Genomic DNA, 23,912 nt, shown 5'->3' on the forward strand with positions numbered 1-23,912 from the left:
CCTGTCAGGACGGCGGTGCGTTCTCCTCGAGCACGGTGACGGGGATCGGCACGTGGCGGGAGCGCAGGTACTCGCCGAGACCCTTCGCCTGTGGGTCGGGCCGTACCGAGGCGGCAACGCCCTCGCCGAGCAGGCCGACCAGTACGAAGTTCAGCGCCCGCAGGTTCGGCAGCTCGTGGCGGCGGACGGTCAGCGGCGCGGCTTCGGGGATCAGTGTCCGCAGCCTGTCGACGGTGAGGTAGTCGCGCAGCCAGGCGTAGGCCGTGTCGGTGCGGACCCACACGCCAATGTTGGCGTTGCCGCCCTTGTCACCTGACCGCGCCGCGCAGACCCGCCCCAGTGGGACTGTCCGGGTCGGTGCCCGCACTGCCACCGTGGCTGGATGGGGTGGGGGGACGGGCTGGCCGGTGGCTGGGGCGTGCTCGGCGCGGCCGATCGTTCTGGTCGTGCCGTCGGGTAGCACGACCCGTTGTTCGATCAGGTCGGCGGGGATCAAGGCGGGCCAGTAGACGCCGTAGGCGCTCTCGGCGGTGGGTGGGGTCGTGGTGTGCAGCCCGGCGGGCCCGGCGAGGATGACCTCCATGACCGCGCCGGAGAAGGCCCGCCCGACCTTGCGTGCGTCCGGGTCCTTGACGGTGATCCGCAGGTGGGCGGTGGCCTGCTCGTTGGTCGGGGCATCGTCGGTGTCGAACCGCATCAGGCGCACGTCGGTCTCGGCGAAGGTGTCCTTGCCGCCGAGGATGTCGAACAGCAGTCCTTCGGTCCAGGCGGCCTTGTCCTCGATGTCGAGGCCGGTCAGGACGAATGTCATGGTGTTGCGGTAGCCGCCGACGTAGTTCATGGCGACCTTCGCCGTGTCCGGTGGCGCGCTGCCTCGCACGTCGGACACGCGGACCCGGTCGGGCTGCTGTTGGGTCAGGGTGATGGTGTCGAAGTGTGCCACCACGTCGGGGTTGGGGTAGGCGGGTTCGGCAATCTCGTACAGCAGCTGGGCGGTGACCGTGTCCACCGACACGATGCCTCCGGTGTTCGGATGTTTGGTGATGGCGCTGGACCCGTCGGCGGCGACTTCGGCGATGGGGAAGCCGGGATAGCGGCGGTCGGTCACCTCGTGCGGCCAGGAGTAGTTGCCGCCGGTTGCCTGGGGGCCGCACTCGATGATGTGCCCGGCGGCGACCGCGCCGGCCAGCGGATCGTAGTCGGTCCGGGCCCAGCCGTGCCACCAGGCGGCCGGGCCGGTGACCAGGGAGGCGTCGGTGACCCGTGGGCACACGACGATGTCGGCGCCGGCGGTCAGGGCTTCTGTGATGCCCCAGCCGCCCAGGTAGACGTTGGCCGTGACCGGCTTCACACCCGCGTCGGCGAGCGGACGCCCCGTGTCCATATGTGCCAGGGGGTGCCCGGCGGCGATCAGGTCATCGATCGTGTTCGTGAGGTCGTCGCCCTCGATGTAGGCGATGCGCGGTGCCAGTCCGAGGCGCTCGGCCAGCTCGGTGAGCCGCTCGGCGAGGCCGGCCGGGTTCAGTCCGCCCGCGTTGGTCACCACCCGGATCCCGCGGTCGAGGCAGGTGCCCAGCACCTGCTCCATCTGCGTGAGGAACGTCTTGGCGTACCCGGCGCCCGGATCCTTCTGCTTCGCCTTCCACAGGATCAACATGGTCAGCTCGGCCAGGTAGTCGCCGGTGAGGACGTCGATCGGGCCGCCCTCCACCATCTCCCTGGCCGCGGCGACGCGGTCGCCGTAGAAGCCGGAACAGTTGCCAATCCGCACCGGACGGGAAGTCATCGGACCGTCTTCTCCTTCCTGGCGAACTCACCTGGCGCACGCCCCGGTCCCGGTGGGCCGGCGAAGGCCTGGGCGACGGACATCCACTCGGCCGCCACCGGCCCGCTGATCTTCAGGACGGTGTCGGCGACGTGCCGCCGTTGGGTCACGACGAGGCAGAAGTCCAACGCCGGCCCGGACACGGTGTCCCGCGCTCGCGGCGGTCCCCACGTCCAGGTCGCGCCGTCCGGGCCGGTCAGCTCGACGCGGACCGGGTCGGCGGGGACCGGCTTGCCGTGCAGGCCGAACACGAACCCGAAGGTGCGCACCCCGAGGTGCGCGACGTGCCGCAACCGCGCGGTCGGGGCGCGCTCGACGCCGAGGGTGTCGGCGATGTCCTGGCCGTGCGCCCACGTCTCCATCAGCCGGGCGATGATCGAGGACGCGAGGCTCATTTCCGGCCCGTACCACGGCACCCGCAGCTTCGGGTCCAGTCCGGACGCCGTGTCGACCAGGCGCCGGCGCGCGTCGCGGAACCAGGTCAGCAGCTCCGCCGGCGGCAGCCCCCGATGCCGCTGGGCGACCTCGTCGGCGAACGCCGGGTTTCGCGACACCTGCTTGGCCTCCACCGCGCGGAAGCGGTCGGGATCGACTGCGGCCCGAGTGGCCGCCTCGTCGAAGTAGGCCAGATGGCTGACCTGGTCGCGGATCGCCCACCCGGGCGCTGGGGTCGGCGCGTCCCAGGTGGCGGGGCTCAGCCCGGTCAGCATGTCCTCGACCACTCGGGTTTCGGTCTGGAGGTCGGCGAGCAACTCGGCGAAGGCGACCATCAGTCCATCCGTTCCTCGACGACCGCGAGCACCGAGCCCGTGTCGACGGCCTGTCCCATCGCGACGTTCACCGAGGCGACCGTGCCGTCATGGGGTGCCGCCACCGTGTGCTCCATCTTCATGGCCTCCAGCACGAGGATCGGGGTGCCGGCCGTGACCTCCTGCCCGAGCTTGGCCGCCACGCGTACGACCGTCCCCGGCATCGGCGCGAGCAGCGACCCCGGTTCCCGGACCGCAGTGGGGTCGGGGAACCGGGCCTTCTCGGTGAGCCGGGTGCTGCCCAGCGCGCTGTCGACGTAGGCTTCGTCGCCGTAGCGGCTCACCGACATCGCGCACCGAGTACCGCCGACGGCGATGTCCACTCCGTCCGGCGCCAGCGTGAAGGCGTGGACGGCACCCAGCGCCTGCCCGGCCACGCTCCCGGTCACCTCACCGCCCCGAATCCGGTACGTCACGTCGATGTCCTCGCCGTCGGCGACGAAGGCCGCCCGCTGCGGGCCGTTGTCCACGTTGCGCCAGCCGGACGGGACGGTGGCCAGCGCCCGTGCCCTCGCCCTGCGCTCGGCCTGTCCGGCCAGCGCCGCCGCGAGCGCATGCGTCGACACTGCCTGCGGGTCACGCGCGGAGCGCTCCAACTCGGCTGGGTCGTGCCTGCGCAGGTAGCCAGTGTCGATCGCGCCCGAGCGGAACTCGTCCTCGCGCAGGATGCCGACGAGCAGGTCCCGATTGGTGACGACACCGTGCAGTCTGCTGTCCGCGAGGGTCCGGGCCAGTGTCCGGATCGCTTCGTCTCGGGTGCGGCCGTGCGCGATCACTTTCGCCAGCATGGGGTCGTAGTGCGGGCTCACCACGGAACCGTCCGCCACGCCCGCGTCGACCCGGACACCGGGCAGGCGGGGAATGTCGAAGCGGTGCAGCGTGCCGGTGGCGGGTAGGAAACCGGCGGCGGTGTCCTCAGCGTACAGCCGGGCCTCCACGGCGTGTCCGGAGATGGTCGCCTCCAGCGCCTCCTGCGGCAACGGCGCGCCCTCAGCGACAAGGAGCTGCAGCCGCACCAGGTCCAGTCCGGTCACCAGCTCGGTCACCGGATGCTCCACCTGCAGCCGGGTGTTGACCTCGAGGAAATAGAACTGGCCGCTGGAATCGAGGACGAACTCGACGGTGCCGGCGCCGACGTAGCCGATCGCCTTGCCGGCGGCGACGGCGGCCTGGCCCAGTTCGGCGCGCAGCCGATCGTCGACCGCGGGGGACGGCGCCTCCTCGAGGATCTTCTGGTAGCGCCGCTGGATGGAGCATTCGCGCTCGAACAGGCCCACCACGGTGCCGTGCCGGTCGCCGAAGATCTGCACCTCGACGTGGCGGGGAGAGTCGACGTAGCGTTCGAGGAACACGGTCGCGTTGCCGAACGCCGAGGCGGCCTCGCGCCTGGCGGAGGTGACCGCGTCGGCCAGCCCGGCTTTGGCCTCGACCACCCGCATGCCGCGGCCGCCACCGCCGTAAGCGGCCTTGACCAGGACGGGGAACCCGATCTCGGCGGCCACCTGAGCCTCGAGCGAGCGCGGGTCGACCTCCTCGTCGTCGATCACGATTCCGGGCAGCACCGGCACACCCGCGTTGGCCATGAGTTCCTTGGCCGCGGTCTTCGAGCCCATCGCCTCGATCGCGGCCGGCGGCGGCCCGACGAACACCAGTCCCGCGTCCTCGCACGCTCTGGCGAACCCCGCGTTCTCCGACAGGAAGCCATAGCCGGGATGAACGGCGTCCGCCCCGGTCCGCCGGGCCGCGTCCAGCAGCAGGTCAGCACGCAGATACGTGTCGGCCGGCGCCACGCCCGGCAGATGCACGGACTGATCGGCCTCCGCGACGAAGGGGGCATGCGCGTCCGCGTCGGAAAACACCGCCACCGTGCCGATGTCGAGCTCACGGGCCGTGCGCATCACCCGGGAGGCGATCTCACCCCGGTTGGCCACCAGCAGCTTGTTGATCCTGGACACCATCGACTCCATCACATCCGGAACACGCCGAAACCGCGCCGTCCCGCCACCTCCTGGGAATGCGCCGCGGACAACGCGATACCCAGCACCGTGCGGGTCTGCCGCGGGTCGATCACCCCGTCGTCGTAGAGCCGGGCGGACATGAAGAAGGCATGCGACTCGCGCTCGATCTGCGCCTCGATGGCGCGCCGCTGCTTCTCGTCGGCCTCGACGTCGAACGGCTTGCCCGCGGCTTCGGCGGCCTGACGGCCCACGATCGAGAGCACGCCCGCCAGTTGCTGCGGCCCCATCACCGCGCACTTGGCGTTGACCCAGCTGAAGACGAAGCGGGGATCGTAGGCACGGCCCGACATGCCGTAGTTGCCCGCTCCGAACGACGCCCCGATGTTAATCGTGATGTGCGGGACCGTGCTGTTGGTCACCGCGTTGATCATCTTGGCGCCGTCCTTGATGATCCCCCCCTGCTCGTACCGGGTGCCGACCATGTAGCCAGTGGTGTTCTGCAGGAAGATCAACGGAGTGCTGGACTGGTTCGCCAGCAGGATGAACTCGCTGGCCTTCTCGGACTCCTCGGAGAACAGCACGCCGCGCGCGTTGGCCAGGACCCCGACCGGATAACCGTGGATCGAGGCCCACCCGGTGACCAGGCTGGTGCCATAGCGCGCCTTGTACTCCCCGAACCGGGAACCATCCACAACCCTGGCCAGGACCTCCCGAGGGTCGAACGGCACCCGGAAGTCGGCCGAGGCGACACCAAGCAGCTCCTCCGGGTCGTAGCGCGGCTCATCAGGCAGCTCCGTCGGCGGCGGCCCCAGCTTGCGCCAGTTGGTCTCGGCCACTATCTGCCTGCCGATCCGGATACAGTCCAGCTCGTCCACGGCGAAATGATCCGCCAGCCCGGACACCCGCGCGTGCATGTCCGCCCCACCGAGCTCCTCGTCGTCGGCCTCCTCCCCGGTGGCCATCTTCACCAGCGGCGGCCCACCGAGAAACACCTTCGCCTGGCGATCGACCAGCACAGCATAGTCACACATGCCCGGCACGTACGCCCCACCGGCGGTGGAGTTGCCGAACACCAGCGCGACGGTCGGCACCCCCATCGCGGACAGCTCGGTGAGGTCGTGGAAGATCTTGCCTGCGGGGACGAACAGCTCGGCCTGCGTCGGCAGGTCGGCACCCCCGGACTCGACCAGATTGATCACCGGCAACCGGTTGCGGCGCGCGATCTCCAGCGCTCGGAGCGTCTTGCGCAGCGAGTACGGGTTCATCGCCCCGCCGCGCACCGTCGGGTCGTGGGCGATGATCATACATTCGACGTCCGAGACGACGCCGACGCCGGTGACCACGCTGGCGCCCACCAGGAAGTCGGTGCCCCACGCGGCCAGCGGCGACAACTCGAGAAACGGCGCGTCGCGGTCAACCAGTAGCTCGATCCGCTCCCGCACCGGCAACCGTCCCCGCTTGCGATGCCGCTCGAGGTACTTCGGGCCGCCTCCCGCACGAACGATCTCCAGCTGCTCGTCGAGTTCGGCCAGCGCGGCGAGATTGGCCTTCCGGTTGAGCAGGTAGGTCTCGCTGGCCGTGTCGAGCGTTGATTTCAGCACCGGCATGCTTCTTCCCGCTTTCGATCGCGTCCGCGCCGGTCAGTACGACTTCGGCAGGCCCAGACCGTGCTGGGCCACGTAGTTGAGGATCATCTCCCGGCTGATCGGCGCGGTCCGCATCAACCGCAACGGCCCCCACAATGTGGCCAGCCCGTACTCGGTGGACATCCCGTTGCCGCCGTGGGTCTGAATCGCCTGGTCCAGCGCCGTCAATCCGGCCTCAGCGGCGGCGTACTTCGCCATGTTCGCCGCCTCACCAGACGCGGGGTCGCCCTCGTCGTGCAACCAGGCGGCCTGCCGGGTCATCAGCCGAGCCAGCTCGACCTGGATCTTGGCGTTCGCCAGCGGGTGGGCAACGCCCTGGTGCGACCCGATCGGCACCCCCCACACATTCCGCTCGCGGGCGTACTCGGACGCCTTGGCCAGGCCATAACGCGCGATCCCGTTCGCCAGCGCCGCACCCATGATCCGCTCCGGGTTCAGCCCCATGAACACCTGCTTGAGGCCTTCCCCCTCAACGCCGATCAGGTTCTCCGCAGGCACCCGCACATCGTCGAAGAACAACGTGAACTGCGTCTCCGGCGCGGTGACCTCCACCGGGATCGCGGTTCGCTCCAGCCCCGGCGCGTCGGTCGGCACGATCAGCAGACTGAGCCTGCCACGTCCGGACGTGTCGGTACCTGTGCGGGTCACCACCAGGATGGCCTCCGCCTCGTCCACCCCCGAGATGTAGTACTTGGTTCCGCGCAGCACGTAGTCGCCGCCGTCCCGGGTCGCCGCCGTAGAAATGTTGTGTGAATTCGACCCGGCGTCCGGCTCGGTGATCGCGAACGCCATGATCGTCTCACCGCTGGCGATGCCGGGCAGCCACCGCTTGCGCTGCTCGTCCGTGCCATGCGCCTGAATGATCGTGCCGCAGATCGCGGGCGAGACCACCATCATCAACAGCGGACAGCCCGCAGCGGCGAGTTCCTCGCTCACCAGTTGCAGCTCGTAGACGCCACCCCCGCCGCCGCCATGGGCCTCATCGATGTTCACCCCGAGAAAGCCCTGCCGTCCCACGGCCTGCCAGAGTTCGGTGCTCTTCTGGCCCGACTTCGCCCGCTCCACGAAGTACTCGTGGCCGAACGAGGCGGCGAGCTTGGACACCGCCTCGCGAAGTGCGCGCTGCTCGTCGGTCTCCCGAAAGTCCACCTTGGCTCTCCTCCACTCCGATGCCCTTCGCCGCACGAAGCACCTCTTCAGCGCTCCCGCAAGTCGAATCGCACCGACAATCTGTCGGCGGACTCACCCACCGTCCGGACGCTTGACCAAATCTCGTGGCACCTCATGACGTTCCGGCCACACCCGGCGGCTGTGACACATCCGCCGAGTGTGCGCCATCACCTCTGAGCCTTCCCACGCTCCGTTAATCATGGTTAACATACTTGGAGAGAGGCGCCAACCACAACCCCCGCCGGCACGCGTGCCGCGCGCCGGTGGCAGTGGGCTGAGATGTCTAACACCAGCCGGGATCCCCGAACTCGCCGGTTGACAGGGATTGACAGAAGGAGAGGCGTGCGCGTCGAACAGCGAGAACCAATCACCAGACGAAGGGAACCCCGTCCCCAGGCGCCCCCTGGTGCCACTGTGGACGAATCCGAACCCAAGGACCGGCCAAGGAGCCGGGCGCGAAGGGCCAATCCTGACCGCCACCGTGACCCGGACACGGGCACTCCGAGTTCTCTTGTTGTTGACGATCCAAGGTGGTCCTGGCGATCACTGGGTCCTGGCCGAACCGGTGACATGCGAGGCGCACCATGAGGTCACCAGCACTGTCCGGCAGCCCCGCTATCGCGGCGGTCGAAGAGCTTCCGCCCGGGCGCTATCCTGACTACGACGGAGCGGCGATGCAGGAACTCGTCCTGCGCCACTTCGTGACCAACTCCGGGATCGGGCCGAACGCCGTGGACGGGCTGCTGGTCTGCCCTGCCGGCATGGCGGGCGGACAGGGCGCCGACGTCTTCAACCACGAGCGGATCAACGACGCGCTGGGCATCCGACCGCGGTTCTGCGAAACGATCAACGTGGGCGGCGCCACCTACACCGTCATGCTCACCCGCGCGGCGACGGCCATCAGGGCGGGGCTGGCGGACGCAGTGTTGTGCGTGGGCGCGGGCAAGTTCCCCAAGGTCGGCGCCGGCGGTGCCGACCTGATGGCCCGCATGATCAGCCACCCGGACTTCGAGTACCCCTACGGCAGCTTCATCCCCGCCCTCTACGCCCTGGCCGCCACCCGGCACATGGCTGAGCGGGGCACCCCGCGGGAAGCGCTGGCCGCGGTCGCGGTCACCAGCCGGGAGTGGGCGCTGCGCCACCCTGACGCGCTGATGCGACCGGCGGGCCCGCTGACCATCGAGCAGGTTCTCGACTCACGGCCGATCGCCTCGCCGTTTCACCTCCTGGACTGCTCGGTGCCGTGCGAAGGGGGCGCGGCGTTCCTGGTGATGCGCGGCGAGCTGGCACGTGAGCTCACCCAGCAGCCCGCCTACCTACTCGGCTTCGGGGAGCACCACGACCACGGCAACATCAGCCACGCCAGCGACTTCGCCACCATGGGCGCGGGCGTCTCGGCCCGCACCGCGTTCGCCATGGCTGGCCTCGCCCCGTCGGACGTGGACATCGCCCAGCTCTACGACGCCTTCAGCATCAACCCGATCCTGCTGTTGGAGGAGACCGGCCTCGCCGAGCCCGGCAAGGGTGGCCACTTCTACCTGAACGGTGCGGCCGCGCCGGACGGGGTCCTTCCGGTCAACACCTACGGCGGACTGCTGTCCTTCGGACACACTGGAGACGCCTCCGGTATGTCGATGCTGATCGAGGGCGCCCGCCAGGTGATGGGCCAGGCGGGAGACCGGCAGGTCGAGGCGGACATCGCCCTGGTCCACACCTACGGCGGAATGATGGCCGACCACTCCACCGTGCTCCTGGGAAGGACCGCACGATGACCACCACCGCACCCGTTCCCACCCTGTACGAGGACACCGCACCCTACTGGCGTGCGGCCGTCGAGGGCCGGTTCGCACTACCTCGGTGCCGCGCGTGCCGCAGGTTCCACCACCACCCGCGAGCATGGTGTCCCTACTGCTGGTGCACCGACCTCGAATGGGCGGAGCCCTCCGGCCGCGGCATCGTGCTGACCTACACGACCGTGCACCAGCCACCGTCCCCCGCGTTCACCGCACCCTACGTGCTGGCCGTGATCGAACTGGCGGAAGGACCTCGGATGATGGCCAACGTCGTCGACTGCGCCCCGGACACGGTCCGCGTTGGCACCCCGGTCCAGGTCACGTTCGAACCACGCGGAGACGTCGCGATCCCGCAGTTCCGGCCGCGGGAGGAGACACCCTCATGACCGTCAACTACGCCGACGCGCTCAACTACGTGGTCACCGGGTCGCACGCCGAAGCGCAGGCCTGGATCGGCCACGAGGTCACCACCGAGGCGCCGTTTCCGGTCAACGAAGCGCAGATCGCGTACTTCTGCGCCCTCGTCGAGGACGCCGACGAGAACCACTGGGACGCCGACGCCGCGGGGAGGCGGTACGGGGCGCTGATCTCGCCGCCCGGAATGCTCATGGTCTGGGCGTTCCCGCTGCCGTGGAACCCGTGGGGCAGACCGGAGCACGCGCCGATCCTCGCCCTCGACGTGCCGCTGCCCGGCACCACGCTGATCAACGTCTCCACCGACACCCGGTTCCTCGCCCCGATGCGAGTCGGCGACCGGCTCACCTTCAGCGAGCGCGTGGAGTCCGTCTCCGCGGAGAAGCACACCGCGCTGGGCGTGGGCCACTTTGTCACCACACGGTCCGCATGCCGGAACCAGGAAGGCACGCTGGTCGCCACCAACGACAACGTGCTCTTCCGCTACCGCGCCTCCGACGCCAAGCCGCCCACGCGGCAGGCTGCCCCGGCCGCGGCTGACCCGGCGGACGCGGTCGAGGTTCTCCCCGAGGTGCGGATGCCGGTGACAGTCACCCGGTGCGTGCTCGACGCCGCGGCCACCCGCGACTTCTTCCGCGGCCACCACGACCAGGCCTACGCGCGAGAACAGGGCGCCCGCGACGTCTACCTCAACACCATGTTTCTCCACGGCTTCGTCGACCGCGTCGGCAAGGCCTGGGCGGGCCCGGACGCCTGGCTAGCGCGCAGGCGGCTGCAGATGATCGCGCCGGTCTGCGCCGGCGACACCCTGCGCACCGACGGCCGCGTGCTCTCCATCGACGACACAGCGCAGCCCCGCCAGGCGACGCTAGCGATCGACTGCCACACCGAGCACGGCCTGGCCGCCCGATCCACCCTCGTCTTCAACCTCGACCAGCTACCCGGTCACGTCACGACCAGCCGATGACACACCTCGTCTCCGACTCCCTGCTTGCCGCTACCGCGCCAACGGTCGCGGTAGTCTCAAACCGCGTGACGCGACCTGCTCGCCCGTCCGGGAACCACGCACCAGCCAAGTCACTTCTAGGCGTGGCCCCATGGCGGTGACCCCACCATCGGCGTTGGCCCGGTCCAGGTCCGCGGAAACCTCCCGCTGCCAGGCCAACGCCACCGACGCGACCGCACTGCGTTCGACCGTCAACACCAACTTCACGGAATCAAGCGTCCAGCCGCATCGAGTCCGGAGTGGACATCTCCGCGTACGTCGTCGAATTCGCCACCGGAGGCCCAGCGCCGGTTCCCAGCCGAGGGCGACACCGACCGACATGGCCACCGCACGACCCGCGGCCGCGCCACGCACTGGCCACGGCGAACCGGACCCATGGTTTGGTTGTGCTGGAGGCTTGCCGCAGGACGGCCTGTGTCCGGGGGTCAGCCGCCGTTGAGCACCGAGCGGGCGCATTCGGCGAGCAGTTCGCGCAGCCTCGGTTCGGGGAGACCGACGCGGTGGAACAGCGTCGACTGGATAGCACCGATGGCCGCGTGCACGATGGTGCGGGCCTCGGTATCGGTGAGTTCCGGGCGCAGCTCCATCAGGACGTGTACCCACTCTTCGAGGTAGAGCCGCTGCTTGCGGCGTAGCCGGCGGCGGTCTTCCTCGGGAAGATTATGGATCTCGTTGTGGTAGACCTGGGCCAGTTCCCGATCGCGCACCACGAATTCGACCTGGCCGGCAATCAACTTGTCCAGGGTTTCCCGAAGGTCGGCGGTGCCAGCTACGATGCCCTGCTCTTCACGCACCAGCCCGTCGATCACCCGGTCGAACAGCGCCACCAGCACGGCAGACTTGCTGTCGAAGTGCCGGTAGATGCCGGCGCCGGTGATGCCGGCCACGGCGCCGATGTCGGCCATGGACACGGCGTGGTAGCCGTGGCGGGCTACCAGGTCGGCGGCGGCGGCGAGGATGCGTTCCTTGCGCGCGGGATCACGGGTCCGCAGTGGTGCCTCGGCCTCGCTGCTCACTTGGAGCCCCTTCCTTCATCCCGTTGCTTGGCCGCCGTCGCGATGGGAACTTGTTCCCGCCACGCGGCCAGACAGGAGAATGCGACAGCGCGCATCCCAGGCGGGGGTGCGGCACCCATCAGCGCCCCGCTCCTCTTGAAGCGGGCTTGGCCGCGACGGCCACGAGTTCTTCCTGGGCGTCCCGGCAGCGATGCCCCGGGCTTCCCAGCTCTGCCTCGCCGTGGCGCAGGCGTCCCAGCGGGGACTCGGCCATCAGACGCATAGTTCCTCCTGGCGGCCAGCACGGACGGCGGTGCGTTCGCGAGGATGCGCTCGGCCGGTCGTTGCACCGCTCTCCGCGAGTCGGGGTGACGGCGCTACCGCGTTCAGCAGTCCAACCTGGTATGCCCGGCCAGCGTCAATTGGGTCGCAGATGAGCAGAAGCCGCATGGCGATGCGCGGCGAAACAAGCCGGGGCAGCGGCACGACCCACGGTTTGTACCCCTGACGACCTTGACCCCGGTGACCGCGAACCGTGCGGTGTCGGCGGCCACGCACAGGTCGCAGCACTGCGCGAGCACGAACCCACCAGGGTTCGCGACGCCGTTGCCCGGCGGCGATCGTCGGCGTGGCCACCTCGATGTCGCCGCCGTACTGGGACACGAAGTCAAGTAGTAGCACGGTAAGCGCGGTATCGGCCAGTTCCTTCCGGCTGCTACCGGCGCGGACTGCCCGGCCGCCCACGCCGGCCAGCACCAGCACGTTCGCATCACCGTCGAACCTGTACACGCCCGCACACGGCCAACCACGCCCTGCCTCGTTCAACACGATGCGGGGTTTCCGGCGGTTGATGGTCAACCAAGCCACTGGCCCACTTTGTGGGTAGCTCACCTCGATCGCCGATGCCCCATCACTGTGTCGATCGTGTGACGGGTCGCGGAGCGGGCGGCGAGGTCGCGGAGGATTCATGCCGGCGTGCAGGCGGACCGACACGCCCGCGTTGTCGGACTCCGCCGGGTCGACCGCAGGCCGTCCCGGTACGGATACGCGGCGACGGGCGACTGCCCTGGGACCGGACGTCAGATCCAGCGGCGTCTCATGGCTCGCCCGTGCCAGCGGCCGACCTCGACGGTGAGGCAGATCGGCGGCCGCGGCGACATCGTGGGTGCGGGGGCGCCCGGTCGTGTACCGCCGACGCCTCTCGCTCGAGGCATCCGCCCCTCTCGGCGTCGGCATGTCCCTCTCGCCTCCACATCCGTTTGCTGAGCGTCGCTCGCGATTCACTAGCTTGAACAACGGTACGAAGCACTCCGTGCGCCCGGTTCGGCCATGTCGGCTAGGCCTGCCTCGATGCGACCAGCTTCACAACGCCGCACTCGAACAGTAGGATCCTAGTGATTCAGCTTTAACTATGTCAGCCCGGTTATCAACGGCGAAACGAGGGCAACGATGGGTAACGTGGACCTCGACCTAGACGTCACGGTCGAGCACCATCACCCGCCCGCCGCGCGCCGACGGGAACCCGTCACAGCCGGCGGCCTCGTCGTGCGCGCGACCTGGAGCCTCCCACACGACCAGCCGTCCGTCGACGGTCCTGGCGCTCACACGCACCCTGGGCCCGGGCGGCTGAACCACCTGCGGGCCGACGACCTCGGCACGCGTGTGGTGAACAGTTCGTGGGCACGCGACGAGCGGCCACGATGTCGCGGGCCTCACCCAACGAACGATTCACAACTGGCGCACGTCAGTCGCCACCTCGGCCAAGTCATCCGGTCCGCCGCGTCGCGGAGCGTGTCGAGAAGGAGAGCCAATCGATGACCGAGCAAGATCTCCAGCGGAATTTGGTGACCCGGGTGAATGTCGGCGACATGCTCACCCGCACCGCCTGGCGGCGCCCCGACCACGAGGCGGTCGTGGACGGGCCACGCCGGCTGTCCTACCGCGAGTTCAACGCGGCGGTGAACCGGCTGGCGAACGCGCTGCTGCGGAACGGATACCGGCGCGGCGAGGTGCTGGCCCTGGTCAGCGGAAACAGCACGGAGTTCCTGCTGACCTACTACGCGTGCGCCAAGACCGGTGTCGTCTGTGTGCCGGTCAATCTTGCTTGGGGCCCACGGGAAACCGCCTACGTGCTCGATCACTCCCGGTCCCGGGGCGTCGTCGTGGAAAGCCAGCTTGCCGGCCTGGTGTCGGCCGCGCTGGACCAGCTCGACGACAGCGTCGTGACCGACGTGGTCGTTGCCCACGGCACCGGTGCGGCGTGGGAAGCCTCGTGCTCGGCGTCCTGGCGCGAGTTCGACGACTTCGTTGGCGCGGAAGGCGACGCGGAGCCGGAGTGCTTCGTCGAGGATCGCGACCCGATCAGCTACTTGTACACCAGCGGCACCACCTCGGCCCCCAAAGGCGTGGTGAGCAGCCATCTCGCGGTCTATCTCGAATCACTGAACGCCCCGCTGGTCCTTGGCATCGGCGAGCGGGAGCGCGCCGGGGTGATGATGCCGCTGTTCCACACCGCGCAACTCAACGGCTTCACCACGGGCTTGTTCTACATGGGTGGAACCGCGGTACTACTGCGCGCCTTCGATCCGGCGGAGTTGCTGGCCACCATCGAGTCCGAACGCCTCACCGAGATCTTCGCGCTGCCCATGATGTACCGGGCGATGCTGGACCACGACGACATAGACAAACGCGATCTCTCCACACTGCGCTTGGCGATCTACGCCATGGCACCGATGCCCGACACCGACCTTCGCCGGGCGATGAAGGCGTTCGGCTGTGAGTTCGCCCTCGGCTTCGGCCAGACCGAGATGAACCCGATCACCACGGTCTTTCCCCCCGAATACCAGCTGTCCCACGCCGGTTCGGTCGGACTACCGGTACCCAACGTGCAGGTCGGCATCATGGACGACGGCGGTAACCTGCTATCTCAGGGCGAAACGGGCGAGATCGTCTACCGTGGCCCGCACGCCATGGAGGGCTACTTGCGCAACCCCGAAGCCACGGCCGAGGCGTTCGCCCATGGTTGGTTCCATTCCGGCGACGTCGGCCGGTTCGACGCGGACGGCCTGCTGTGGTTCGCCGACCGCAAGAAGGATGTCATCAAGACCGGCGGGGAGAACGTCGCGTCCATCGAGGTGGAGAAGGTGCTCTACGAGGCCGAACCCCGCATCCAGGAGGTCGTCGCGGTCGGACTGCCGCACGAACGGTGGTCGGAGGCGATCACGGTGGTCGTGACCCGCAAGCCAGGCAGTGATCTAAGCGAGGAGGACGTGCTCGCCGCCGCCCGCGGCAGACTGCCCGGGTTCAAGGTGCCCAAGGCCGTCGTGTTCGTCGACGAGATGCCCCGCACCGCCACTGGAAAGATCCAAAAGAACGTCCTGCGCTATCAGTACCGGGACCACTTCCGCAACGACTAGTGCGGGGTCGTGTTCGACGTGACCGAGACAGCGAGCCCGCACCCAACCGATAGGGGTCTCCGCCCGGCCGGTGACCATGCTCGACCGAGACCTTCGGCGGCGACGCGCCGGTTCCCGAGTGTGGCGTTCCCAAACCGTGGCGACCCGCCGGCCGACGCGAACCGTCCCGGCAGCCCAGACATGACCGATGAACAGATCCGCCCAGGATCTCGCCCCGCGCCGTGGTACCGCGCGGGGCGACTACCAACCGGAGAAACGCGATGAACCGAGGAATCGGCGCCTGGGTCACCAAACGCGCCTTTCTGCAAGGCGACTATACCGCTTTCGTGGCGGGCGAGCGCACTTTCACCTACGCGGACGCCGACCGGCGGACCGATCAGCTGGCCTCGGCTCTGGCCGGACTCGGCGTGCGCAGGGGCGACCGGGTCGCCGCGTTGATGGTCAACTCGGTGGAGTTCCTCGAGACGCTGCTGGCCTGCGCGAAGCTCGGCGCGATCATGGTGCCGATCAACGTCCGGTTGGCCGCCGTGGAGGTCGGTTTCATTCTCGGCGATTCCGGCGCGGACGTGCTCGTGTTCAGCGGCCAGTTCACCGACATCGTGCGCGGCGCCCTGACCGAACCCGGCGTGCGGGTACGCCACGCGGTACAGGTGGGCGAAGGCGGCTACGAACGTGGCCCGTCCTACGACGAACTGCTGGCCAGCGCGTCGCCGGACTTCGCTGCGGCGGACGTCGCTGGAACCGACACCGCCATGTTGATGTACACCTCGGGGACCACCGGACGCCCCAAGGGAGCCATGCTCACTCACGACAACCTGCTCTGGAACGCGATCAACGTGCTCGGCACCGAGCACCCGCTTTCCTCGCGCGACGTGACGGTCACGGTCGCCCCGATGTTCCACATCGGCGGACTCGGCGTGCACTCACTGCCGCTGCTCTACGTCGGTGGCACGAATGTGATCCTGCCCAACTTCGACCCGGTCGGCACGCTCACGGCCATGGCCGAGCACCGCGCAACGGTCCAGTTCATGGTGCCGGCGATGTGGGTCGCGATCACTCAGGTACCGAACTTCGGCTCCTACGACCTGTCGTCCCTCGAACTGGCCATGGGAGGCGGAGCTCCATGCCCACTGCCCATGATCGAGTTCCTCAACGAGCGAGGCGTCCCGTTCATCGAGGGCTTCGGCATGACCGAGACCGCGCCGTTGGTCTCCATACTCAACTCGGCCCACGCGAGGAGCAAGGCCGGGTCGATCGGGCGGGTCGCGATGCACGTCGAAGCCCGCATCGTCGACGACGACGACCGGGACGTCCCGACGAACACCGTCGGCGAACTGGTCCTTCGCGGTCCTAACATCTTCGCTGGCTACTGGATGCGCCCTGAGGCCACCGCCGAGGCCTTCCGCAACGGCTGGTTCCACACCGGTGATCTCGGGCGAATGGACGAGGAAGGCTACATCACCCTTGTCGACCGGAAGAAAGACATGATCATCTCCGGTGGTGAGAACGTCTATCCCATCGAGGTCGAGCAGGTGTTGTTCAAGCACCCCAAGGTCGCCGACGCCGCAGTGGTCGGCGGTCCCGATCCGCGATGGGGCGAGCGAGTGGTGGCCGTCGTCGTACCCGACCCCGGGGCCGGGCCGGACCCGGGGTCGGAAGAACTCGTCACCTGGTGCCGCGAACGACTGGCGCACTTCAAGTGCCCGCGCGAGGTGCACTTCGTCGACGCCCTGCCGCGCAACGCCACCGGCAAACTACTCAAGACCGTGCTGCGGGAGAAGTACGCCGGTGTGACAGACGGCGTCGTGGTCCGCTGACCGGAAGCCCCCGGTCGAACATCGTGCGAAACGGGTCGCCCCGACGACCAAAACTCTCGCACTACCGAGGCTTGCGGCGCTCGCGTCCAGTGTGGAGTCACCGAGGTAGCAGCGGGCACCCGTCGCGAGCGACACACGTGGTGACAGTCAGGCGGTCTCGACGTCGGCGTGCGATGCGGGGAGATCAATCCGAGCGCCGGCGTTTGGCCTGACAAATCCATCCGGCAACGTCCCTCAGGCGATCTCAACGACTTTCACGTGAGTCGGCCGTGGTCCAGTCGTCGGTGATGAGCATGGTCACGCCACCTGTTGCGAAATTGTCGATGTCCGCGGCGGCGGCTTGCCCCTCTGGGGAAGCGAGCCCGGCCTCCATAGCATGTTTCGAGTCGAAGACGAGCTCGGCGACCAGGTAGTACGGCGGCTTGGATCCGTCCGGGGTCGTACACTTGCCGGCATGCCACTGCCGCACTCCGGGGATTTTATCGGCCAAGGGCCGGTGGGTAGAGTGGTAATACTGGTCGAAGGCGGTTCGGCTATCGGGGTGCCCGTAACACACGATCAAGCGATACATCGTAGGTCCTTCCGATTCTTCGGCTGTTCTGCACCTACTCCGGAGGTTTTGTTTAGGCCGGGCGAGCCAATAGTTCACCGAGGTGTCGGTCGACCTGGGGCATGTAGGTGGGGGCGACGGCGAACAGTGCGAGGTGCCCGAGTACGTCGTCGATCACCCGTAGTTCGCTGCCTTTGACCATTTCCTGCTCGGCGCGGCAGTCGCGCACGGGGAAGAACATGTCCTCGTTAATCGGCATCACGAACATGGGCGCGGTGATCCGGCCGAGCGCGGCGGCCAGGTCACCTTCGGCGTTGCGGGCGACGTCGCCGTGTTGCCATTTCCACGCCATACACAGCAGGTCGTTCGGATCCATGGCGGTGAAGTACGGCTCCAGGAAGCCCTCGAGGAACTCCTCCTTAGTGTGGAACTCCAGAGCGCGCCACACCTCCTGCTTCCAGAACTCGGTGGAGAAACCCATCACCGCCCAGATGCGGGCGTGCCGTTTCAGCCCCTCGACCACGTCGGCGTTCGACGCGTACTCGCCCCCGTTGAACCCGGGGTCCGAGGTGATCGCCTCGCACAGCACCTGGGCGAACAGGAAGTCATGCGGCGTGTTCTGCGCGGTGCCCGCGATCGGCGCGGCCCGCCTGACCTTGTCCGGAAACCGGACGGCCCATTCGTAGGTCTGCTGAGCGCCCATCGAGCCGCCGACGACCAGTTGCAGCCTCTCGATGCCGAAGTGCTCGCGAAGCAGACGCTCCTGGGCGACGACGTCGTCGCCGATTCGCACGCGGGGGAACTTCGACATCGTGAGCTCCGCGTTGGCGCCCGAGGCGTTGTGCGGGCTGGTGGAGAGCCCGCTGCCGATCTGGTCGATGACGACGATGAAGTACTCGTCCGGATTCAGTGCGTGGTCTGTTCCGATGTAGTTCTCCCGCCACACCTGGTGGGTGCCGGAGTACCAGGTGGTGACCAGAATGGCGTTGTCCTTGGCCTCGTTGAGCGTGCCGAAGGTCGCGACCGCGAGCTGACAGTCGGGAATCGAGCCACCCTCCTCGAGGTCGAGCCGGCCGATGCTGATCAGCTCGTAGTCGCCGTGGAATTCGTGGGTGTAGTACGGGTTGTCGATCATCGTTGGCCCTCCCGTTTCGTCACTGGCGTGCGCCCCACTGTGCACGTGTCGCGGGCTCGCGAAGTGTCCGAAATTGGGACACGTCACGGCCTTGACTTCCGGGTCATGATGGTAGGGCTCGCTCTGTGTGTGATGCCACAAGGAGGTGGTGGACCGATGGGCGAACTCGCGGATCAGCGGCTCCTGCTTGCGGCGGCCCGCGCAGACTTGATCGAGAACGCAGACCTCGCACTGCGCGGAGTCCCAGATCGCGTGGCCGCATCTTGGCGGCGCAGCGTTGACCAAGGAGTTCCTCCACACGAGGTGGCTCCCCCCTACTCTCCAGAGCTCGACTTCGACGCTCGTCTCGTCCGCTGCGCACAGCCCGTACTGGATCAACTTTCCAAACAGATCGCCGACCTCCCGATCAGCGTGGCGCTCACCGACGAACGTGCCCGCCTGGTCAGCCGCCGGGACAGCAACTGCTGGATCGCGCGCATGCTTGATCGGGTGTACTTCGCGCAGGGCTTCGACTACGCCGAAGGGGTGGTCGGCACCAACGGCGTCGGCACGGTGCTGGAGTTCGGCGAGTCGATGCACGTGGTGGGCGCCGAGCACTTCGTGGAGTCGCTGCAGGCCTTCGCGTGCGCGGGCGCGCCGGTGCGTGACCCGTTCACCGGACGGATCGAGGGCGTGCTCGACCTGAGCTGCATGAGCGAGCACTCCACGCCGCTGATGCACTCGCTGGTCCGCTCCGCCGCACGACAGATCGAGCGCAACCTGCTGACAGACCGCGACCAGGCGCAGCAGGCGCTGTTCGACGCCTACTCGCGGGTGGAGATGCGCAGCAGGCAGGCCGTGCTGGCCGTCGGCCGGCGGACGGTGCTGGGCAACTCACCGCTGCGGGACCTTCTCGACGCGCGTGACCAGGAGGTGCTGCAGGATCACGTCCGGTTTGTCATGCCGCGACACGCGACTGTGGACGACGAGGTCGAACTGCCCTCGGGCACCTGCGTCCGCCTGCGCGGCGCCAGGGTCGAGTTGGGCGGTGACATCGCGGGCATGGTCGCCGTCGTCTCGGCCCAGCCCGATCTCCCGCGCCCCACCCCAGTGATGATCGAGAACGGCCGGCCGCGTTCCACCACGGTCGACACCCCGCGCCACGGGATGCTGGAGAGCCGGTCGCCGGCATGGCGTGCGGCGGCGGCCACCGTCGAGACCGCGATCCGTGCCGGAACCCCGGTCCTGGTCCTCGGCGAACCCGGGACCGGCCGCTGCACCCTGCTGGCCGAGGTGCATCGGCTCGTCTCCGGCTCGGGACAGGTCATCGCGCTGACCGCCGACGAGGTCGCGGCGTCACCGTCGCAGATCTGCGCTCGCCTCCGGGAGCCGGCATCTGGGCCGACGCTGTACGTGCTCAGAGACATCGACCGGCTGCCCGCCAAGTCCCTCGGCAGGCTCGCCGATGCGTTGGGCCCCGCGCCCGACGGCGCCCCCGGCAGGGTCTCGGGGACGGTCGCCGCGATGGCCTCGGAGGCGATCGTCGAGCATGCGTCCTACCAACGGCTGCTGGCCGCCTTCGGCGCCTCGGCGATCGTGCCCGCGCTGCGCCATCGCCGGTCCGATCTGCCTGGCCTGGTGGAGGCGTTGCTGACCGACCTCGCGCCGCATCGCGATACCTGCATGTCCCGCGACTCCATGCGCGTACTCGGCGGCTATGACTGGCCGGGCAACGTCCGGCAGCTCAAACGAGTCCTGTCTGCCGCGCTCGCACGGCGGCCGGTGGGTGTTATCGAGGCCGCCGACCTTCCCGCGTTCTGTCAGAGTGTGCCGCGTAGCTCGCTGCGCCCGGTGGACGAGACCGAACGCGACGCCATCGTCACCGCGTTGCGCGAGACCGGCGGCAACCGGGTGGCAGCCACCAAGGCACTCGGCATCGCCCGTTCCACGCTCTACCGCAAGATCCGCCAGTACGGCATCACGATCTGAGGCCCCTCGCCGTACCGCGCTGTCCGGCACTCGGTTGTGCCGCGACCGGCGGATGTCTAGTCGTGAGTGTTGCGAGTGGTTGTTCTCGCCACTCGCAACACTCACGACCCGTGGACCAGTATGAACGCTCTGCCTGACGGCGCCTGGTCGTTTCAGGTCATCCGGAAGGACGGATAGCCCCCGGCAGCCTCCTCGTCACACTTCTCGCGGTAGGTGCCCACACCGCCGATGTAGGACAGCAGACGGCGTGGCTTGCCCGGCACATTCGAGCCCATGTACCACGAGTGGGTCTTCGGCACGAGCGTCGCGCTCGCGATCTCCTCGTGGTGGGCCACCCAGGCGTCCTCGCCCTCCTGGGTCGGCTCGATCACCGACTTGCCTTGCGCCTTCATGTGTCGGATGACGTCGGTGATCCACTCTGTCTGCTGCTGCAGGCAGGTCGTCATGTTGCACAGGGCCGCTGACGGGGCCATCGGCACCGCGGTGGTGAGCATGTTGGGGTAGCCGTGCACCATCAGGCCCATCGTGGTGCGGATGTCCCGCCCCCAGTCCTCGGCCAGCGACCGGCCGTCCCGGCCGCGGATATCGACTCGGGTGAGAGCCCCGGTGCCCGCGTCGAAACCGGTCGCCAGAATGATCACATCCAGCTCGTGGACAGTGCCGTCGGTGAGCTGGATGCCATCAGGGGTGATTCGAGCGATCGGGTTGTCCCGGACCCCGACCAGCGTGACGTTGTCGCGGTGGTAGACCTCGAGATAGCCCTGCTCCAGCGGGACGCGGTGGGTGCCGAACCCGTAGTCGGTGGGCACCAGAATGTCGATCAGCCGCTGGTCCTTGAGGCGTTCGCGCATCTTCTCCCGGACGAACTCGGAGACCTCCTCGCTGACCTGTTCATCGAAGAACATCTCCCCGAAGCTGGCCAGCCACAGCTTCAGCGACCCGTCCTGATAGATCTCCTCGAGGATCTCCCGGCGCCGCTGAGGCGCGTACGCGGCCCACTCGTGCTCAAAGTCGTACTCGAACCCGCTGAACGTGTGCGGCAGTGTGGCCCGCAACTCCTCGAACCGGCTCTTGTACCAAGCCTGCTCAGACGGCCCGTAGTCCGGATTCTTCATCGGCAGCACGTACTGCGGCGTACGTGCGAACACGGTGAGGTGCTCGACCTCGGCGGCGATCGTCTGGATCACCTGGATGCCGGTCGCGCCGATACCGACCACACCGACCCGCTTGCCCGCCAGCTCGACACCGTCCTTCGGCCAGCGGGACGTGTGATACACCGGTCCGCGGAAGCGGTCCTGTCCCTCGAAGACGTTCTCCAGCGGCGCGGACAGCATGCCTCCACAGGCGACGAAAAACTGGGTGTCGATCGTCTCGCCACGGTCGGTGCCCACGAGCCAACGCCCACGGTCCTCGTCGAAGTGCGCGCTGGTGACCGTGGTGGAGAACTGGATGTCCCGGCGCAGGTCGAGCCGATCGGCGACGTAGTGCATCCACCGCTCCACCTCAGGCTGGTCCGGGAACCGCTGACTCCAGCTCCACTCCTTGTACAGTGCCTCCGAGAACAGGTACTGGTAAATGTAAGCCTCGCTGTCGAAACGAGCGCCCGGGTAGCGGTTCCAGTACCAGGTTCCACCCACGTCGGAACCCGCTTCGTAGGCCCGCACCCGCAGGCCCTGCTCACGCAACTGGTGCAGCTGATACAAGCCAGCCACCCCAGCGCCAAGCACCACCACGTCGAGCACGATGTCCGCCTGGCCCTGCCCAACCTCTGGGGCGGTGTCAGTCGCGGCCGTCATGAGTCCACCTCCTAGTGCTACGCGTCACAACCGCCGCCATCGTCAACCTGTCCCCCGCGACCGCACTGTCCCAAAATCGAACACTTAGCTTAGAGCTCCTGACGTATTCGGTTGGGGAGTCGGCGCCAGCAGATGATGCTGGTGGCGAGGGTGAGGAGGCCGTGGTGGATGTCGGTGCGGCGTTCCCACCGGGTGGCCAGGCGGCGGAACTGGTGCAGCAGCGCCAGTGTCTGTTCGACGACCCAGCGCACGGCCTGGTTGCTGTCGCGGGTGCCGCGTCGGCTGATCAACGGGCGGATCCCTCGCCGCCGCAGCGCCTCGCGATACGTGTCGTAGTCGTAGCCCCGGTCGGCCACGAGGACGTCGGGTCTGCGGCGGGGCCTGCCTCGCCGTCCCCGTACCGGCGGGATGGCCTCGACCAGCGGCAGAAGCTGGGTCACGTCGTTGCGGTTGCCGCCGGTGAGACGCACCGCCAGCGGGATGCCGCCGCCGTCGCAGATCACATGGTGCTTGGAGCCGGTCTTGGCCCGATCGACCGGGCTCGGCCCGGTATCCAGGCCCCCTTTTTCGCGCGCACGTGCGAGGCGTCCACACACGCCCGGGACCAGTCGATCACGGCGGCCGCGTTCAGTTCGGTCAGCAACACCTCGTGCAGCCGGTCGAACACCCCGGCGTCTTGCCAGTCCCGCAATCGCCGCCAGCAGGTCATGCCTGAGCCGAAGCCCAGCTCCTGCGGCAAGTCCTCCCACCCGATGCCGGTGTAGAGCACGAACAAGATGCCCTGCAGCACCTGCCGATCCGGCAGCGGCTTCGGCCCCGTCCTGCCAGCAGGACGCACCGGCAGCAACGGCTCGATCCGCGACCACAACTCGTCCGACACGATCCACGGCGCAGCCACACCAACATCACCTCAAACCAAGATCATCAGTGAGCCCTTTTCATCCCGGTCTGGATGTGTTGGCGGGCTTGGGTGCTGTCGGCGACGCGTGAAAACTGACCCCTACCGACGGGTGAAAACGGACCCCCGTTGACAGTAGGGAGTGCTCAACGTGGAGGACTGGGCGGAGATCCGCCGTCTTCACCGGGCTGAAGGGATGCCGATCAAGGCGATCGTCCGTCAGCTCGGTGTCAGCAGGAACACCGTGCGGCGGGCGCTGGCGGCCGCCGCGCCCCCGCAGTATCATCGGCTGGCTAAGGGCTCGATCGTGGACGCGGTCGAGCCGCAGATCCGGGCGCTGCTGGCGCAGTGGCCGACCATGCCGGCGACCGTGATCGCGGAACGGATCGGCTGGGCCAGGTCGCTGACGGTGCTCAAGGACCGGGTGCGGAACTGCGGCCGCTGTTCACCCCACTGGACCCGGCCAGCCGGACTGAGTACCAGCCGGGCCTGCTGACCCAGTGCGATCTACTTATCCGCGAACCGGCCACTGGTCACGTGGTCTGGAACGATGGCTTGCTGCTCGTAGACCCCTGAGTGCGATTGGGCCAGTAGTCCTCACCACAGGCCGTGGGCGGTCGGGCAGCAGCCTGCGGCGGCCGGATTCCGGTGTGTCTTCCGGGGTCCGGCCGCCGCGACCGGGTGGAATGTTCGTGGTTCGAGCCGCCCGCACGATC

At 68.3% G+C, this 23,912-nt stretch carries 17 protein-coding genes and 1 pseudogene; 7 read left to right on the plus strand and 11 right to left on the minus strand.

The annotated features are described in order from the left end of the window. Positions 1-4 precede the first annotated feature (4 nt). From SACMADRAFT_RS26305 to SACMADRAFT_RS26325, 5 genes are read right to left on the minus strand one after another with little or no spacing between them, the layout of a single operon-like run. On the minus strand, positions 5-1,786 hold the full coding sequence (locus SACMADRAFT_RS26305) for an acyclic terpene utilization AtuA family protein (protein ID WP_009156884.1): 1,782 nt from the start codon (positions 1,784-1,786) through the stop codon (positions 5-7). Next, positions 1,783-2,595 carry a TIGR03084 family metal-binding protein gene (locus tag SACMADRAFT_RS26310; protein ID WP_009156885.1) on the minus strand — a complete coding sequence of 271 codons (813 nt, stop codon included), beginning with the start codon at positions 2,593-2,595 and terminating at the stop codon, positions 1,783-1,785. The genes SACMADRAFT_RS26305 and SACMADRAFT_RS26310 overlap by 4 nt, the downstream gene beginning before the upstream one ends. After that, positions 2,595-4,601, minus strand: a complete 2,007-nt coding sequence (locus tag SACMADRAFT_RS26315) for an acetyl/propionyl/methylcrotonyl-CoA carboxylase subunit alpha (RefSeq protein WP_009156886.1) — start codon at positions 4,599-4,601, stop codon at positions 2,595-2,597. The genes SACMADRAFT_RS26310 and SACMADRAFT_RS26315 overlap by 1 nt, the downstream gene beginning before the upstream one ends. Next, positions 4,601-6,199, minus strand: coding sequence for an acyl-CoA carboxylase subunit beta (locus SACMADRAFT_RS26320; protein WP_009156887.1), 1,599 nt, complete (start codon positions 6,197-6,199; stop codon positions 4,601-4,603). Before SACMADRAFT_RS26320 ends, SACMADRAFT_RS26315 begins: the two co-directional genes overlap by 1 nt. Before the next feature lie 33 nt (positions 6,200-6,232). Further along, positions 6,233-7,387 (minus strand): acyl-CoA dehydrogenase family protein, encoded by a 1,155-nt coding sequence (locus tag SACMADRAFT_RS26325; RefSeq protein WP_009156888.1) that lies wholly within the window; start codon positions 7,385-7,387, stop codon positions 6,233-6,235. A 695-nt stretch (positions 7,388-8,082) separates the two neighbouring features. On the opposite strand from SACMADRAFT_RS26325, the gene SACMADRAFT_RS26330 reads away from it, so the two are divergent. The 3 genes from SACMADRAFT_RS26330 to SACMADRAFT_RS28770 are packed head-to-tail and all read left to right on the plus strand — an operon-like array spanning position 8,083 to position 10,582. Then, positions 8,083-9,180 (plus strand): thiolase family protein, encoded by a 1,098-nt coding sequence (locus SACMADRAFT_RS26330; protein ID WP_198285911.1) that lies wholly within the window; start codon positions 8,083-8,085, stop codon positions 9,178-9,180. Continuing rightward, positions 9,177-9,587: a Zn-ribbon domain-containing OB-fold protein gene (locus SACMADRAFT_RS26335; RefSeq protein ID WP_009156890.1), complete on the plus strand. Its 411-nt coding sequence runs from the start codon at positions 9,177-9,179 to the stop codon at positions 9,585-9,587. The genes SACMADRAFT_RS26330 and SACMADRAFT_RS26335 overlap by 4 nt, the downstream gene beginning before the upstream one ends. Next, positions 9,584-10,582: an FAS1-like dehydratase domain-containing protein gene (locus SACMADRAFT_RS28770; RefSeq protein ID WP_009156891.1), complete on the plus strand. Its 999-nt coding sequence runs from the start codon at positions 9,584-9,586 to the stop codon at positions 10,580-10,582. Before SACMADRAFT_RS26335 ends, SACMADRAFT_RS28770 begins: the two co-directional genes overlap by 4 nt. Positions 10,583-11,046: 464 nt before the next feature. On the opposite strand, the gene SACMADRAFT_RS26350 is transcribed toward SACMADRAFT_RS28770, so the two are convergent. After that, on the minus strand, positions 11,047-11,637 hold the full coding sequence (locus tag SACMADRAFT_RS26350) for a TetR/AcrR family transcriptional regulator (RefSeq protein WP_009156892.1): 591 nt from the start codon (positions 11,635-11,637) through the stop codon (positions 11,047-11,049). Between the two features lie 1,449 nt (positions 11,638-13,086). Continuing rightward, positions 13,087-13,221, minus strand: a complete 135-nt coding sequence (locus SACMADRAFT_RS31240) for a hypothetical protein (protein WP_269726577.1) — start codon at positions 13,219-13,221, stop codon at positions 13,087-13,089. A 209-nt stretch (positions 13,222-13,430) separates the two neighbouring features. Here SACMADRAFT_RS31240 and SACMADRAFT_RS26360 point away from each other — a divergent pair, with 209 nt between their 5' ends. Both SACMADRAFT_RS26360 and SACMADRAFT_RS26365 read left to right on the plus strand, forming a co-directional pair. Continuing rightward, a complete protein-coding gene (locus tag SACMADRAFT_RS26360; RefSeq protein WP_009156896.1) occupies positions 13,431-15,032 on the plus strand; it encodes an AMP-binding protein in 1,602 nt (533 codons plus the stop codon). Positions 15,033-15,292: 260 nt separating this feature from the next. Then, on the plus strand, positions 15,293-16,849 hold the full coding sequence (locus SACMADRAFT_RS26365; RefSeq protein WP_009156897.1) for an acyl-CoA synthetase: 1,557 nt from the start codon (positions 15,293-15,295) through the stop codon (positions 16,847-16,849). Positions 16,850-17,093: 244 nt separating this feature from the next. Here SACMADRAFT_RS26365 and SACMADRAFT_RS26370 read toward each other — a convergent pair whose 3' ends face one another. Together SACMADRAFT_RS26370 and SACMADRAFT_RS26375 are read right to left on the minus strand one after the other, a co-directional pair. Next, entirely contained in the window at positions 17,094-17,420 is a 327-nt protein-coding gene (locus SACMADRAFT_RS26370) for an EthD family reductase (protein ID WP_009156898.1), read from the minus strand. A 52-nt stretch (positions 17,421-17,472) separates the two neighbouring features. Then, positions 17,473-18,534 (minus strand): alpha/beta fold hydrolase, encoded by a 1,062-nt coding sequence (locus tag SACMADRAFT_RS26375; protein ID WP_009156899.1) that lies wholly within the window; start codon positions 18,532-18,534, stop codon positions 17,473-17,475. Positions 18,535-18,837: 303 nt separating this feature from the next. Between SACMADRAFT_RS26375 and SACMADRAFT_RS26380 the strand changes: the two genes are divergently transcribed. Then, entirely contained in the window at positions 18,838-20,502 is a 1,665-nt protein-coding gene (locus SACMADRAFT_RS26380; protein ID WP_198285912.1) for a sigma-54-dependent Fis family transcriptional regulator, read from the plus strand. A 152-nt stretch (positions 20,503-20,654) separates the two neighbouring features. Here the strand turns inward: SACMADRAFT_RS26380 and SACMADRAFT_RS26385 are convergent, their stop codons facing one another. Then, positions 20,655-22,298 carry a flavin-containing monooxygenase gene (locus SACMADRAFT_RS26385; RefSeq protein ID WP_009156901.1) on the minus strand — a complete coding sequence of 548 codons (1,644 nt, stop codon included), beginning with the start codon at positions 22,296-22,298 and terminating at the stop codon, positions 20,655-20,657. Between the two features lie 89 nt (positions 22,299-22,387). Further along, positions 22,388-23,196 (minus strand): IS5 family transposase gene (locus tag SACMADRAFT_RS29505; RefSeq protein ID WP_167165523.1). Its coding sequence is split into 2 segments (ribosomal slippage): positions 22,388-22,866 and positions 22,866-23,196, totalling 810 coding nucleotides; the frame shifts between segments, so codons are not numbered across the junction. A 142-nt stretch (positions 23,197-23,338) separates the two neighbouring features. Between SACMADRAFT_RS29505 and SACMADRAFT_RS26400 the strand changes: the two are divergent. Beyond that, positions 23,339-23,703: pseudogene (locus tag SACMADRAFT_RS26400) on the plus strand (helix-turn-helix domain-containing protein); the annotation flags it as partial. Positions 23,704-23,912 lie beyond the last annotated feature (209 nt).

Source organism: Saccharomonospora marina XMU15, from assembly GCF_000244955.1.
GTDB lineage: Bacteria > Actinomycetota > Actinomycetes > Mycobacteriales > Pseudonocardiaceae > Saccharomonospora_A > Saccharomonospora_A marina.